At 69.8% G+C, this 14,325-nt stretch carries 14 protein-coding genes; 3 read left to right on the top strand and 11 right to left on the bottom strand.

Annotated features, from left to right (window positions below):
- Nucleotides 1-68 precede the first annotated feature (68 nt).
- From AB0K52_RS11850 to AB0K52_RS11820, 7 genes are all read right to left on the bottom strand, one after another.
- Nucleotides 69-689 (bottom strand): choice-of-anchor M domain-containing protein, encoded by a 621-nt coding sequence (locus tag AB0K52_RS11850; RefSeq protein ID WP_363529948.1) that lies wholly within the window; start codon nucleotides 687-689, stop codon nucleotides 69-71.
- A 4-nt stretch (nucleotides 690-693) separates the two neighbouring features.
- Nucleotides 694-1,335 (bottom strand): choice-of-anchor M domain-containing protein, encoded by a 642-nt coding sequence (locus AB0K52_RS11845; protein WP_363529945.1) that lies wholly within the window; start codon nucleotides 1,333-1,335, stop codon nucleotides 694-696.
- 20 nt (nucleotides 1,336-1,355) lie between these two features.
- Nucleotides 1,356-3,209, bottom strand: a complete 1,854-nt coding sequence (locus AB0K52_RS11840; protein WP_363529942.1) for a choice-of-anchor M domain-containing protein — start codon at nucleotides 3,207-3,209, stop codon at nucleotides 1,356-1,358.
- An 887-nt stretch (nucleotides 3,210-4,096) separates the two neighbouring features.
- Nucleotides 4,097-4,798: a hypothetical protein gene (locus AB0K52_RS11835; protein ID WP_363529939.1), complete on the bottom strand. Its 702-nt coding sequence runs from the start codon at nucleotides 4,796-4,798 to the stop codon at nucleotides 4,097-4,099.
- Complete coding sequence (locus AB0K52_RS11830) at nucleotides 4,795-5,655, bottom strand: carbohydrate ABC transporter permease (protein ID WP_363529936.1); 861 nt, start codon at nucleotides 5,653-5,655, stop codon at nucleotides 4,795-4,797. Before AB0K52_RS11830 ends, AB0K52_RS11835 begins: the two co-directional genes overlap by 4 nt.
- Nucleotides 5,652-6,614, bottom strand: coding sequence for a sugar ABC transporter permease (locus tag AB0K52_RS11825; RefSeq protein WP_363529933.1), 963 nt, complete (start codon nucleotides 6,612-6,614; stop codon nucleotides 5,652-5,654). Before AB0K52_RS11825 ends, AB0K52_RS11830 begins: the two co-directional genes overlap by 4 nt.
- Before the next feature lie 66 nt (nucleotides 6,615-6,680).
- Nucleotides 6,681-8,051 (bottom strand): extracellular solute-binding protein, encoded by a 1,371-nt coding sequence (locus AB0K52_RS11820; protein ID WP_363529930.1) that lies wholly within the window; start codon nucleotides 8,049-8,051, stop codon nucleotides 6,681-6,683.
- 280 nt (nucleotides 8,052-8,331) lie between these two features.
- Here AB0K52_RS11820 and AB0K52_RS11815 point away from each other — a divergent pair, with 280 nt between their 5' ends.
- Nucleotides 8,332-9,333 (top strand): hydroxyacid dehydrogenase, encoded by a 1,002-nt coding sequence (locus AB0K52_RS11815; RefSeq protein WP_363529927.1) that lies wholly within the window; start codon nucleotides 8,332-8,334, stop codon nucleotides 9,331-9,333.
- Between the two features lie 54 nt (nucleotides 9,334-9,387).
- Nucleotides 9,388-10,458: a LacI family DNA-binding transcriptional regulator gene (locus AB0K52_RS11810; RefSeq protein WP_363529924.1), complete on the top strand. Its 1,071-nt coding sequence runs from the start codon at nucleotides 9,388-9,390 to the stop codon at nucleotides 10,456-10,458.
- On the opposite strand, the gene AB0K52_RS11805 is transcribed toward AB0K52_RS11810, so the two are convergent.
- The gene (locus AB0K52_RS11805) at nucleotides 10,446-11,327 is read right to left on the bottom strand and encodes a pirin family protein (protein ID WP_363529921.1); all 882 of its coding nucleotides are present in this window, start codon (nucleotides 11,325-11,327) and stop codon (nucleotides 10,446-10,448) included. The genes AB0K52_RS11810 and AB0K52_RS11805 overlap by 13 nt on opposite strands.
- A gap of 78 nt (nucleotides 11,328-11,405) precedes the next feature.
- Complete coding sequence (locus AB0K52_RS11800) at nucleotides 11,406-12,005, bottom strand: helix-turn-helix domain-containing protein (protein ID WP_363529918.1); 600 nt, start codon at nucleotides 12,003-12,005, stop codon at nucleotides 11,406-11,408.
- A gap of 100 nt (nucleotides 12,006-12,105) precedes the next feature.
- Between AB0K52_RS11800 and AB0K52_RS11795 the strand changes: the two genes are divergently transcribed.
- The gene (locus tag AB0K52_RS11795) at nucleotides 12,106-13,086 is read left to right on the top strand and encodes an NADP-dependent oxidoreductase (RefSeq protein ID WP_363529915.1); all 981 of its coding nucleotides are present in this window, start codon (nucleotides 12,106-12,108) and stop codon (nucleotides 13,084-13,086) included.
- Between the two features lie 85 nt (nucleotides 13,087-13,171).
- Here AB0K52_RS11795 and AB0K52_RS11790 read toward each other — a convergent pair whose 3' ends face one another.
- Complete coding sequence (locus tag AB0K52_RS11790; RefSeq protein ID WP_363529913.1) at nucleotides 13,172-13,819, bottom strand: ADP-ribosyltransferase; 648 nt, start codon at nucleotides 13,817-13,819, stop codon at nucleotides 13,172-13,174.
- Nucleotides 13,812-14,306: a hypothetical protein gene (locus AB0K52_RS11785; protein WP_363529910.1), complete on the bottom strand. Its 495-nt coding sequence runs from the start codon at nucleotides 14,304-14,306 to the stop codon at nucleotides 13,812-13,814. Before AB0K52_RS11785 ends, AB0K52_RS11790 begins: the two co-directional genes overlap by 8 nt.
- Nucleotides 14,307-14,325: the final 19 nt, after the last annotated feature.

Raw genomic sequence — 14,325 nt, 5'->3', positions numbered from 1 at the left:
TTTCGGGTCGGGGGCGGGGCGGCCGAGTGCTGCGGCCGCCCCGCTTTCCTGTGGGAGGGAACCTGGTCCTAGCCGACGTCGAAGGTGTAGGTGACCGGGTCGGAGGTCACCGCGCCGTCGGTGGTGTGGGTGGCGCTGAGCTGGAAGGTCAGCGTGTACGTGCCGGGCTGGGTGAAGACCCAGGTCGGGTGGTGGTGGGTCTCGGTGACGGCGATCGCGCCGTCGTCGCAGGCGGGGTCGGTGTGGAGTCGCGTGGTGTTGGTGGACGCGTCGTAGACGGCGACCTGGCCGCCGCTCGGGGCGGTGTACGAGAGGAGGTCGGCCGTGACCGATCCGCCGAAGGAGGCGAGGTTGAGCGCTTCGGTGTTCCAGCCCGCCCAGAGCTTCCCGGCGGTTTCGAGGCGCGGCAGGACCCAGTTGGTGCCGAGGTCGGTGCGGCAGTTCGTGGCACTGGTCGTGGTCACCTGGTGGGCGCTGTGGACGTCGAAGAGGACGTCGGCGGGTTCGAGGACGGTGCCGTTCGCCAGCTCCACGTTCAGGTCGAGCTTGTTGGCGTTGTCGTCGTAGGCGAGCGCGAGGACGTCCACGTGGCCGCTGCTCACGGTGGTGGCGGCCTGCGCGGTGCCGGCGAAGAGGAGGGCGGCCGCGGCGCCGAGGGCGGCGCCGGCCTTGATCATCGTGGAACGCATGGGTTTACGCCTCCACCCAGAACCAGTAGTCGACCTCGCCGGTCGAGACGGTCTCGCCGGTGGCGGCGAGGACGCCTTCGGCCTCGACGGTGAGCTTGTAGAGCCCGGCTTCGCCGAAGGCCCAGTTGAGGTGGCCGTGGCTGCCGGCGGTCACCTGCCACGAGCCAGGGCCTTGGTCGGAGTCGAATTCGACTGCGGGCGTGCCGAAGTCGTCGACGGTGTAGAGGTCGACATCGCCCCAGGCGTCGTGGACGGTCAGGGTCAGGGTGTCGTTCGCGAAGTCGCCGGGGGCGATCTCCTCGGCGCCGTAGCCGGCGAAGAGGAGGCCCGCGACCTCGGTGTCGGGGAGGATCCAGACGTCGTCGCCGGCGGTGCCAAGGAAGTCGTACCCGGCCGGGACGGTGGTCTTGGCTTCGTTGTTGGCCTTGAGGACCACCTCGGCGGGGGCGTATTCGGCGGCGTGCTCCTCGTCGTGGACGTGGAGGTCGAGCGCGCCGTCCTCGTAGGCGAGGCCGAAGACGTCGACGTGGCCTTCGGAGAGGACGGTGTAGCGGCCGGAGCCTTGGGCGGTCGCCGGGGCGGCGGTCGCTGCCAGGACCGCGGCTGCGGCGGCCGCGACGGCGGCGTACTTGGTGACGGTTCGCACGGGGGTTCCTTTCGGGTGGGTTAGATGGCGGTGAAGGTGACGAGCGCGGCGTAGGTGCCGGACTCGACGTCGGTGGGCAGATCGAGGTGCAGGTCGGCGCCGAGCACGCAGGTGCCGTTGCCGGACCCGGCCGCGGCGGCGGCGAGGATCTGCGAGGTGGCGAGGCCGGGTCCGCCGTCGAGCGCGCCGGCGACGGCGGGGCCGGGGGCGACCTGCTGGCTCGCGCCGGTGGAGACGACGCCGGGGCGCCAGCCGAGGTGGGTGCTGCTGAATCCGCCTGCGCCGCTGGTGAACTGCGAGACCTGGGCGGCGGCGTTCCAGCCGGGGTCGGCCGAGCGGGTGTCGGTGACGGTGACCGGGCGGAGCTCGCCCTCGGTGGTCCAGCGGGTGGCGGTGGGGTCGAGCGCCATGGCCGGGAGGACCACGTCGCGGTCGGCGGGGTCGACGCTGATGACGAGCCCGCCCGCGTCGGTGTCCACTGTGGCGGTGATGGTCTGGGTGCTCTCGAGATCGGGGTTCCCCGGGTCGCCGGGGTCGGGGTCCTCGCCGGGCCAGGGGCCGACGACGAAGACGAACTCCTCGGGCGCGGAGCTGACGGGGGTGCCGTCGGCGAGCGCGCCCTGGGCCTGCCAGGTCAGGGTGTAGACGCCGGGGGCGCTGAAGAGCCAGTCGGCGTGGGCGTGGGTCTTGGACCTGGTGGCGATGGTGTCGGGGAGGCCGTCGGCGGTGTCGGCGTAGAGGACCGTGGGTTCGATGCCGTCGCCGGGGATGAACATGAGCAGGTCGCCGGGGCCGCTGAAGTCGGTGAACCGGAGGTCGAGCGCGTCGTTCTGCAGTGTGCCGCCGGGGATCTCGGAGTTCCAGCCGGGGAACAGGACGCCCTGCTGCTGGCTGCTGGGGAGCCACCAGAGCTTGTCGCCCGCGTCGTAGCGGTCCTCTACCTGCCAGTAGTCGACGAGCTCCTGGCTCAACGTGAGTTCGGACGAAGGGCCGGCGTGGAAGGCCACGTCGTCGGGGTCGCGGTAGACGGTGTCGGGGCTGTGGAGCTTGGTGCCGTCCTTGACGTCCAGGGCGAGCGCGCCATCGGCGAAGGTGGTGGCGAGGACGTCCACATGGCCTTCGTCGAGGACGAGGCGGCCGTCGAGACCGGGCGGGTTCGGATCCGGGTCCGGGTCCGGGTCGGGGTCGGGGTCCGGATCCGGGTCGTCGGGGAGGTCGCCGACGACCCAGTGGTAGTCGACGTGCCCGGTGGACACCTCGGTGCCGTCCGCGAGAGTACCGGTGAACTCCCATGTGAGGGTGTACTCGCCCGTGGCGGTGAAGGCCCAGGTGGAGTGGACGTGGGAGTTGGTGTTGACGCTGATCGCGTCGGGCAGGCCGTCGCGGGTGTTGAAGAAGACGTTCGGGGTGCCGAAGTTGCCGAGCCCCCAGAGCGCCGCCTCGCCCGGTCCCTCGGCCGCGACGAGGCGCATGGACACCTTGTCGCCCTTGAAGGTCCCGGTGTCAAGCTCCTCGGTGCTCCAGCCGGGCCACAGCAGGGTGTGGTCCTGCGTGAACGGCAGCAGCCAGATCGGGTCGCCGGGCGCGCCGATGAAGTCGAGCACGCCGCCTTCGGGGATCGCCATCTCGGCGTGCGGGAGCACCTGGAAGACCACGTCGGCGGGGTCGTGGAACTTGACCGCGTCGCCGGTGTCGTCCTTGACGCGCAGGCCGAGCTTTCCTCCCTCGTAGGTGACCTGCATGGCGTCGGTGTGGCCGACCGAGAGCACCGCGGGCTCGGCCGCGGGCTGGGCCGGAGCCGGGGCCGCCAGCGCGGTGAGGAGGAGCGCGGCGGCGAGCGCTCCGGCTCGCGGCAGCGCTGAGGTCAGGGTCATCCGGGGTCCTTCAGGGGTTCAGGGGCGGGGTCGGAATTTATGGTAACGGTAATCATTGTCGATTTGGAAGTCCTCAAGGGGCATGGATTCCGGTGACCTTGAATACCAACGAGATGCGCATATGAGGATGCGCGCATCGACGGCGGCGGAAGCCGCAAAGAGAGGAGAGCCCGGATAGCCGGAGAACCCCGTGCCGGGCTGCGAATCCCGGCCTGAGTGCGCTCCCGATCCGCGGCCGTACCGGCGTCGCGCTCTTGTGTCGGACCCTTCAGGCACCGTTGCAACGGGGGGCCTCGGCGGGCGACACACCCGACCGCGGGGGCGGGGTCAAGCCGATTCGCTGCAGCCCAACAGGACCCGCGCGAACGTGAACACTTTCGACCGGGAGCCTCGGTGGACGACACACCCGACCGCAGGGAGCGGGGTCAAGTCGATTCGTTGCAGCGCAAGATAACCGGCTCGAACGTGAATGCTTTCGACCCTTGTGGGTGTTGCCGGCGGGGGCGGTCGGGCGGACCATTGACGTACGCACAGGGATATGGGATTCGCACAGGAGTCGAGCAGGTGCAAGCAGACTGAGCCAAGCCTCTGGCCGGCTCGACTGACCTCGCGATCCCGACCCCACTACGACACTGACAGGAGTGGGCTCGCCCCCGAGTGCTATCGGGTTCCGCAGCTGTTCCGGCCTCGGCCGGTCCGGGTGGAAGACGGCCCCGTCGGGATCACCCTGACCGGGCGGCACGTGCTCTGAACGAGGCACAACGTACACGCAGGCGCAACGCCCACCATAGCCGGAACCTCGTGCGCACCAGACCAATCCACCAGGAGGCAGCGCTCTCGAGGCGAAGCCTGCCCTCAGGAGAGAGGAGGAGCGAAGACCCTCGTGGTCAGCCGACGAGCGCTGCGGCCTTGCGGTCGAAGCCCGTCACGCGGTTGGCGGTGAGGACGGTCCAGGCCGCCAGGGCCGGGAGGAACAAGGCGAGGTTGGTGCCGAAGACCGGTAGCTGCGTCGCGGCCAAAGCGGTCGCGAGGACGACAAGCCAGGTCAGCGGGGCCAGCGGACGAGCCGCCGCGGCGTGCAGCGCGAGCGTGAGGACTTCGAGGGGACGACCCGAAGCGCCTTGCAGCGCAATGCAGCAGACCGCGACGACCGCCGTCGCCACGAGTACTCCCCCGGCCGTGACCGCCAGGAACGCGCCGTCACCCTCGCCGTACAGGGCTGCGTTGTACGCCAGCAGCAGTTCGATTGCGGCCGCGCCCGCCCACAGCCAGCGCAGACGGGCGGTGCCGGTGGCGAAGTCCGACCAGAACCGCTTGAAGAGGCGGCCCTGGTAGCCGTGCCCGGCGATGAACCCGCGCATGCCGGCGAGGGCGGCGTACACACCTGGCCCGATCGGGAGGGCGGCGATGACGCCGAGCCAGATGGCCGCGTGGGAGATCCGGCCCGAGGCCTGGTCGACCACGATCGCGGGCAGCGCGGTAAGGAGGAACAGCGCGGAGGTCGCGAAGCACTGGAAGACCGCGAGCAGGACTCGTGCGAGCCTCCCGTCGTAGGCGAACAGGCCTCGGGCGGCACCGGTGGTGCTCATCCCTTCACCGCCCCGATCGACATGCCCTTGATGAAGTACCGCTGGAAGGCGGCGAAGAGGATCACCGAGGGCACGGTGGCGACGATGGCGCCGGTGTAGATGAGCTCCCATTGGGAGGCCATGAGGCCGGACATGCGGCTGAGGGCGACGTTGATCGTGCCGGCGGAGGAGGCGTCGAGGAACACCAGCGGGATGAAGAAGTCGTTCCACAGGCCCAGCGCCTGGATGATGACGAACGCGGAGGTGACGGGGAGGAGCATCGGGAAGACGATGGACCAGAAGGTGCGCAGGCGGCCAGCGCCGTCCATGTTCGCGGCCTCTTCGATCTCGCGCGGCACGCCTTTGATGAAGCTGCAGTACAACAGGACGCCGAAGGCGGCGGACCCGCCGAAGTGAACGAGCATGACGCTGGTGAGGGTGCTGTAGAGCCCGACCTCGTTCATGGAGGTCACGAGCGGGATCATCCGCACCTGGAACGGGATCATGAGCCCGGCAATGAAGAGGAGGTAGATCCACCGGCCGGTGCGGCCGCCGACCCGCTCGATCCCGTAGGCGGCCATGGGGACCAGGGCCATGAGGATGGCGAGCGTCCCGGCGGTGATGATCGCGGTGTTGAGCAGCGCCTCGCCGTACTCGGTGGTCTGGAAGAGGGTGAGGTAGTTGCCGAAGTCGAGCGAGGTCGGCAGCCCCATCGGGTCCTTGGTGATGTCCGCGTAGCTGCGGAAGGAGTTGAGGAGGGCGTACAGCACCGGGAAGGACACGGCGATCACCAGGATCGCGAGCACGGCCATCACGATCAGCTCGCCGGCGGTGAGGCGGCGCCGCTCCTTGGCGCGCTTGGGCTTCGGGTCGGTCATGCCTGGATCTCCCTGCTGCGCATGTAGCGGTTGGCGACCACCGTGGTGGCCATGACCACGATGAACAGGACGACTGCGGCGGCGCTGCCGTAGCCCGCGCGGTACTCGCCGAAGCCGACCTTGTAGATGAAGAAGGCCATGGTCTCCGAGATGAACCCGGGCCCGCCCATGGTGAGGACCATGATCTGGTCGAAGATCGTCCACCCGGCGATCATCATGAGGGTCATGTTCACGGTGACGGCCCCGGCGAGCATCGGCCAGGTGACGTAGCGGAACACCTGGGCGCGCGAGGCGCCGTCGATGCGGGCGGCCTCGACGAGCTCCTGCGGCACCGACTGCAGGTTCGCCAGGTAGATCAGGGTCGTGTTGCCGCCCAGGGTGAAGCAGATGATGAACAGCAGCACGCCGATGACGATGTCGTGATCGCCGAGCCAGTCGCGGGTCTGCGCGTCGAGGCCGAGGGCCTTGAGGGTGGAGTTGACGGCGCCGAAGTTGAAGTTGAGCACGTACTTCCAGATGGTCGCGGCGATGAAGCCGCTGACCAGGGCCGGGAGGTACACGATGGTGCGGAAGAACCCCTGCGCGTGGTCGAGCTTGTCGAGCATCATCGCCACGGCGAGGGCGATCACGTTGACGATCACGGCCGAGCCGAGGCCGAGGATCAGGGTGTTCTTGACGGCGTTCCAGAACCGCTCGCCGGTGAGGATGTCCTCGTAGTTGCGCAGGCCCACGTACTCGAAGGTGGGGCTGATGCCGTCCCAGTCGGTGAAGCTCAGCTGGATCGACTGCAGCGAGGGCACGATCATCATGAGCGCGTACAGGATCGCGGCGGGCGCGATGAACAGGAGCATCGCGATGCGCTGCCGGTCGAAGCGGGGGCGGCGGCGGCCCGGCGCGGGCCTCGCGGCGGGCGGGGGCTCGGCCGGGAGTGCCTTGACGAGCACTTGCTGGTCGGTCACGGGTCGTCCTCTCTGACGGTTCGGGCGGCGCCCCGGGGTAGGCGCCGCCGAATGCGGCCGTCGGCCTTAGCCCTCGGCCATGTTCTTCTCGAACTCGCCCTGGGACTTCTCGATGAGCTCGTCGATGGTGATCTGGTCGTCCATCATCTCGATCCGGCTCTGGCGGAAGAAGGTCTGGAACGTCGAGTGGTTGGGGTTGGTCGGCTCGTTCTCGTACCAGGAGAGCTTCGGGTTCTCCAGGAGCGCGAAGTAATCGGATGCGCCGGGGATGCTCGAGTTGCGCTCGACCTCCGCGCCCGCCTTGATGTTCGGGGAGACGACGCCGGTCTGCTCCATGAGGTTGCATGCCTCGACCGAGTAGTAGTACTCGAGGAACTCCACGGCGGCGTCGTACTGTCCGCCGTCCTCCTGCGCCTGCTTGGAGATGGCGATGCCGGAGGCGGTGTCGCCGTTGACGGAGTTCTTCAGCACGTGGAGCGTGCCGTCGTCGGCGGGGATCACGAACAGGCCCGCGTTGTAGTCGGGGTCGACCTTGGCGATGTCGTTGAGCCGTCCCAGGCCCGCCGAGGAGGTCGCCATGATCGCCTGGCCGTTGACGAGGAGGGTCGAGGTCTGGGCGTCCTGCGTGGACTGCCAGCCTTCGAGGGCGTACTCGTCGGTGATGGTCTTCAAGCGCTCCATGGCGTCGCGCAGGTCGGCGATGGTCGCCTCGCCCGCCTCGACGGCGTTCCAGTAGCCGCCGCCCTCGCTGAACGCCGCGAAGGTCGGGGCCGCGAGGGGCTTCCAGATCTGGTCCGAGGGCCAGACCTCGGCGGCGGCCATCGCGAGCGGCACGTCGCCGTTGGCCTTGATCGCGTCCATGAGCGCGATGAACTCGGCGTAGGTGGTGGGCACCGCCAGGCCGTTGGACTCGAAGTAGTCCTTGTCGTAGACGATGTTGAACCCGATCTCGCCGTTCAGGGCGGTGCTCGGGACGATGTAGACCGAGCCGTCATCGGCGGGCGCGTACACCTCGTCGCTGAGCAGGGAGGTCACGCTCTCGGGGATCGGGGCGATCTTCCCGGCCTCCATGTAGGTGAGGGTGTCGCGCATGTCGACGAGGGCCGGCCAGTTGCCGGTCGCGTCGACGGTCTTCAGGGCCGTCGCGTAGTCCGCGGCGGACGGCAGCGGCTCGGGTTCGACGACCACGGTCTCGCTCTGGGCGTTGAACGCCTCGGTGACCGCGGTGACGACGGCGTTCCAGGTGGCGTCGCCGGTGGCGTACAGGAACCGGATCAGGGTCTTGCCGCCCTCGCCGCCTCCGGCCGAGGGGCCGCACGCGGCGAGCGCGGGCCCCGCGACGGCGGCGGCGGCACCGGCCTTGACGACCGCGCGACGCGAGAGGTTGACGCCGGGCTGCGACTCGCGGGCCGCGGCCCGCTCCGTCCCAGTGCTCATGGGTACTCCTTCAGGGGTGGCGCTCCGAGTGGCGCGCTCTTCGACACCGGGGATAGAAACCGGATTCTGTGAGACTAGGTGAGGCCCCTCGCGAACACAAGCCGAGTTTGCCGAATCGTTACACGCAGAGGTCGAAGCAGTTCCCTTAGGCAGTGAACCTGCAGTTCAACGACTGTTCGAGGTTGGCGGTGAAGTGACTGAGACTCGGGCTCGACAAACTCAATCGGGACCCTTACAGTAGAAATCGATTTCCATCTCGACCGTTCGGAGGACCCTTCTCGTGGCCCAACACCCCAAGGCGCTGTTCGCGATGAACCCCGTGTTCCTGCCGCAGCTCTTCCCCGAGCCGCTGCTGCGCCGCCTCAACGCCGTGCTCGACATCGATCCCGACGAGGTCGCCGAGCGCTTCGACGGCGCGGACGACGCGCTCGCCGAGATCGAGGTGATCGTCTCCGGTTGGGGCGCGCCGCTGCTCGACGCCGACGTCCTGGAACGCGCACCGAAGCTGCGGGCCGTGCTGCACGCCGCGGGCTCCGTCAAGGGGCACCTCGGCGAAGCCGTCTGGGAGCGCGGCATCGAGGTCGCCTCAGCGGCGGACGCGAACGCGCTGCCGGTCGCCGAGTACACGCTTGCCGCGATCCTCATGGCGGGCAAGGGGATCTTCGACCTCCGCGAGCGGTTCCGCGACGAGAGGACGTTCGAACTCGGCTACATCCACCCCGAGGTCGGCAACTTCGGCCTCCGCGTGGGCCTCATCGGCGCCTCGGCGATCGGGAGGCGGGTCGCCGAGCTGCTGCGGCCCTTCGACGTCGACGTGCTGCTCGCCGACCCGTATGTGAGCGAGGAGGACGCCGCCGCGCTCGGCACGCGCCTGGTCGGCCTCGACCGGCTGGTCACCGAGGCGCACGTGGTCAGCGTCCACGCCCCGGACCTGCCCGAGACCCGACACCTCATCGACGCCGCCCGCCTCGCCGCGATGAAGGACGGCACCGTCCTGGTCAACACCTCGCGCGGGCGCCTCGTCGACACCGACGCGCTCGTGGCCGAGCTGCGCACCGGCCGCCTCTCGGCCGTCCTCGACGTCACCCACCCCGAACCGCCTCCGGCCGACTCGCCCCTGTTCGACCTGCCCAACGTCTTCATGACCCCGCACGTCGCGGGCTCGCAGGGCAACGAGCTCGCCCGCATGGGACAGTGCATCGTGGAGGAGGCTGAGCGCCTCGCGGCAGGGCTCCCCCTGGCCCACCGGGTCGACCCCGAACTGCTCGGGAGGCGGGCGTGAGCGCCGCCGCGTGATCTAGCCTTGTGAAACGTCAGGACACGAAAGGGGACGCTGGTGCGCGAGACCTCAGGCGGCGGCGGTAGGCGCCCCACCGTGAAGGACGTCGCGGCCGCCGCGGGCGTGTCCGCCCCCACCGTCTCCCGCGTCCTCGCCGGGAACTACCCGGTCGCCCCGGCCACGCGGGCGAAGGTGCTGCGGGCCATGAAGGACCTCGACTACGTCGTCAACGCGCACGCCCGCGGCCTCGCGGGCGCGACGACCAAGACCGTCGCCTTCATCGTGGACGACGTGACCGGCCCGTTCTTCGCCTACATCGCGCGCGGCGTCGAGCAGCAAGCCGCTTCCGAAGGGCGGCTGTGCCTGCTGTGCACCACCCACGGCGACCCCGAGCGCGAGTTCGCCGTCGTCGAGCTCATGCGCGAGCAGCGCGCCGAGGCCGTGATCCTCGTGGGCGGGGCCCTGGACAACGAGGTGTACAAGGAGCGCATGGCGTACTTCGCCAAGGCGCTCGACAAGTCCGGCTCGCACCTGGTCCTGTGCGGCCGGCCCTCGCTCGGCGAGGACGTCCCGGCACTGGTCGTCCAGTACGACAACGTGGGCGGCTCGTACGCCATGACCGCGCACCTGCTCTCGGCCGGGCACCGCCGGATCTGCTACCTCGGGCGCGCCCTCGGACTCTCCACTTCGGATGAGCGGGTCGAGGGGTTCCGCCGCGCCCACGCCGACCACGGCGTCGATCTCGACGAGACGCTCATCCTGCCCGGCCCCTTCCAGATCGACAGCGGCTACGAGCTCACCAAGCGGCTCCTGGCCGAGCGGAGCGATGTGACAGCGATCTTCGCGGGCACCGACATGGTCGCCATCGGCGTCTTGAAAGCCTTGCGCGAGAAGGGCATCCGCGTCCCCGAGGACATGTCGGTGGTCGGCTTCGACGACATCCCGATCGCCGCCGAACTCACCCCCGCGCTCACCACCGTGCACGTCCCGCATGAACAGCTCGGCCGCGAGGCCGTGCGCCTCGCCCTGCGGCGCGGCGAAGGCGCGACCACCGACAGCGTCGTCCTCGGCACCCACATCGTCGTGCGCGACTCGGTCGCCCCGCCGCGGCGGCCTCAACGGTCGTAGGCGAGCCGCGCCTGGCGCGGAACCGGGCCGAAGTCGCCGCGCTGGAAGTCCTGGAAGGCCTGCTGGATCTCGGCGCGGCTGTTCATCACGAACGGCCCGCCGAACGCGACCGGCTCGTGCAGCGGCGTGCCGCTGTAGACGAGCACCTGTGAGGGGTCGTCGCCGTCGGGCGCGGACAGGTTGAGCGACGTCGGCTCCTCCCCCGGCAGTGGTTCCGACCAGCCGGTCTGACCCGCCTCGAGTTCGCGGCCGCCGACGAGGACGCGGCCGCTCACCACGTGCGCAAACAGGCGGTGGCCGGCCGGCACGGCGAGGTCGTATGACGCGAGCGGGTCGAGCCGCGCCAGGACCCCCTGCACCGGCTGGTGCGTCTCGGCCCCGCCGGTGACGCCCTCGACGGCGCCCGCGTGCACGTCGATCACGACGCCCGGGGCTCGCAACCGCCGCATCGAGTCGCGGGTGAGGTCCTGGTAGCGCGAGTCGGTCATCTTCTTGGCGCGCGGCAGGTTGAGCCACAGCTGGAAGGTGTGGGCGTGCTCGTTGCGGTAGGCGAGCTCGCGGTGGACGATGCCCTTCCCGGCGGTCATCCACTGCACCTCCCCCGGCTCGAGCGCCCCGGCGTTGCCGAGGTTGTCGCCGTGTTCGAGGACCCCGTCGACCACGAGCGTCACGGTCTCGAGGCCGCGGTGCGGGTGCCATTCGAAGCCGGGGCTGGAGAACCAGTCCTCGGCCATGATGAGGAACGGGTCGGTCAGAGTCGGGTCGTTCGGCGCGAACGCCAGCGCCTTGTCGTCGACCTGCGAGTCCGGTCCGAGCATCTGCCTGGTCTCGACCCGGTTCAGGCTCCGCTGTCGCGTGTTCTCGTCCACGGTCCGCTCTCCGATCACTGGCGTTCGCTGCGGCCCCTCAAATGTACATGACGCTTCATCTTGTCGCGGCGGGAGCGATCAGCCGAGGTCGGGTGCCGCTTCGGGAAGCGGCCTCGCGCCTTCGGGGCGCAGGCCGTCGAGGATCAGGGCGAGGTAGCGGCGCCACAGGTCGGGCGATGCGTTCGGGACGTATCCGGCGACGTAGTTCGGGGCGCACATCAGCAGGAACACGTCGGCGCCGGTGACGTCACCGCGCACCGCGCCGCGCTCGCGGGCGCGGGCGACGAGCCGCTCGACCGCGGTCATCATGCGGTCGCGGGCCCTGCCGACCTCGGGCATGGACTCGCTCGCGACAGCCAGGAAGGACAGGTCGCGTTCCTGGCGCTGCATTGCGGCGGCGGTCAGGAACTCGCGGAGCGCCGCTTCGGCGTCGTCGGCCCCGTGCAGCGCTTCGCCGAGGTCACTCAGCGCCGCCATGCGGTCGATGAGGATCGCGGCGATCAGCTCATCCTTGTTCGCGAAATGCCGGAAGACGGTGCCCTTGCCGACCCCTGCCCTGCGGGCGATGTCCGCGACCGAGGCGTCGAGCCCACGTTCGGCGAACTCGTCCGCCGCGGCGGCCAGGAGCAGCCTGCGATTGCGGGCGGCGTCGGCGCGGAGCGGGCGGGTGTCGGTCATGCCCCCAGCCTAGCAAGTTGACCGTACGGTCCGGTTAGTGCTAGCGTTCCGACGCGAACGTGACCGCATGGTCCGTTTGTTGCACGCGCATGGAGGACATATGAAAGCAGTCGTCGTAATCGACTACGGCCCGCCCGAGGACTACACCGTCGCCGAGATTCCGGCCCCGCGGCCCGGTCCCGGGCAGATCCAGGTGCGCATCGCCGCCGCCTCGGTCAACCCCGCCGACGTGAAGGTGCCCAGCGGCGAGTTCCGCGATCAGTTCCCGCTCGGGTTCCCCCATGTCCCCGGCAACGACTTCGCCGGCACCGTCAGCGAAGTCGGGGCCGGGGTCGAGCGGTTCAAGGTCGGCGACGAGGTCTTCGGGCAGGCAGTGCCGCGCGCGCTCCGCGCGATGGCCGGCACCGAACGGCCCTCGCTGACCACCGGCGCGCTGGCCGAGTACGCGGTCTTCGAGGCCGACACCCCGTTCATCGCCCTGCGGCCGGACGAGATCGGAGTCGAGGAGGCGGCGGCGCTGCCGACCGCGGGCTTGACCGTTCGCGCCATCCTGGCCAGCGCGGACATCGAGCCCGGCGCTTCGGTGCTCGTGATCGGGGCGTCGGGCGGCGTGGGCACGGCGCTGCTGCCGACGCTGGCCGCGTTCGCGAAGGTGACCGCGACGGGCCGACCGGAGGACACGGGACGGCTGCGGGACCTCGGTGCGGCGCAGGTGATCGGCTACGAGGACGAGTATCCGTCCGGTGTGGACGCTGTCTGCAATCTCGTGCTGCCCGGCGACGAGCTCGCCGAGGCGGCCGCCGCGCTGCGGCCGGGCGGGCGGCTGGTGACGATCACCTTCCCGGTGACGCAGCCGGATTCGCTCGGCCGGGACGATGTGGACCTGCGGTTCGTGCTCGACATGGACGGGTGGCTGGGCGGGATGCGCGAGGTCGCCGCGGCGGCTGTCCGCGGTGAGCTGGCGGCCGTGATCGGTCGGCGGTACACGCTCGACGAGGGGGCGCGGGCGGTCGCCGACTTCGCGCGGCGGCACACGTTCGGGAAGCTGGTGGTGCGGGTCCAGCCCGGGTTCGGGAATTGAGGAGGCCTCCGGCATCCGCTGTGCTGCAGCAGATGCCGGAGGCCTCCGTTCACGGTGTGGCGGGTGGGGCAGGAGCGCGGCCGCCTCAGCCCAGCTGCGTCATGTCGATGTAGGTGGTGTTGCCGTCCTGGCGCCTGTCCGTGATCTTGAAGAGCGCGCCGCGGTCGAAGAGGACTTCCTTCTGGTGCCCGAAGTTCGAGTCGCGGCCGACGTCGCGCCCGGTGATCCCGTCGACCTTGAAGATGGCGCCGGGGCGGTTCTCGCCGGAGAAGCCGCCGGTGGCGATGGTCTTGAACTGGTTCGCGATCCGCTCGCTCGTGGACGTGCTCATGAACGCGGGATCGGAGTACAGGTCGCCCGTCTTGTACTTGTCGAGCCACGGTCCTCCGGGCAGCCCGCGCCAGGTCACCCGTTCGTCGGGCACGGGGCGCTTCTTGAGCGCCTCCGAGACCTCCTCCGCCTGCTTGTCGAGTCGGGCCCGGTCCTCCGCGCTGTAGCTCGACTTGTCGGTCGCCCGCAGGTACCGGTTCAGTTCGTCGCTGTTGTCGGTGTAGCGGCGGATGGGGTCGTCGGCGCCGTCCTGGTCGCCTCGACCGTCGCCGTCGGCGCCCCGGTCGCGGGTCTTCGGCGTCGGCGGGGAGAACCCGCCGTCGTCGAGGGCCCTGGTGAGGATCCTCGCTCCGGTGCTGGAGCCTTCGCCGTCGCTGGCGTCGCCGCCTTTGCTCCTAGCCATTCATGATCCTATTGGTGGCCATGCCCATCAGCTGGTCGATGATGAGTCCGGTGATCTGCTTGAAGATGGGGATCTGCGCCAGCGAGGCGCCGAACGTGAGAGGCGCGGTCGCCAGCGCCCATGCGATCTGCGCTGCCAGGAGCGCCAGTTGCACGATGATCTGGATCTTGAGGGCCGTGACGATCCCGGCCATGACCGTCAGGCCGATGTTGAGCTGGTTGGCCGGGTCCGCGGCCTTGGACAGGGCGGCGGGGGACGACTCCTCGGCTTCCCATTCTCGTTGGAAGGCGTCGATGTGGGCGCCGGTGTTGCCCTCCAGGAGGGTCCGTGCCGCGGCCTGGAGTCCTTCCACCCTCTCGGCGACCCTGTCGGCCATGCCGGTCCACTGGCCGGCCAGGTTGAACATGGACTCCTCATCGGACTCGGGCCACTCGTAGCCGAGTATGCCCAGCAGGCTGATGAGCTCTCCGGGCAGTTGCATACCCATGGGATGCGTTCTCCTTGCG

Origin of the sequence: Glycomyces sp. NPDC049804, assembly GCF_040674615.1 — a bacterium.
Classification (GTDB): domain Bacteria; phylum Actinomycetota; class Actinomycetes; order Mycobacteriales; family Micromonosporaceae; genus Glycomyces; species Glycomyces niveus.
Note: the sequence above shows the minus strand (reverse complement) of the source record. Positions and strands in the feature narration are given on the sequence as shown.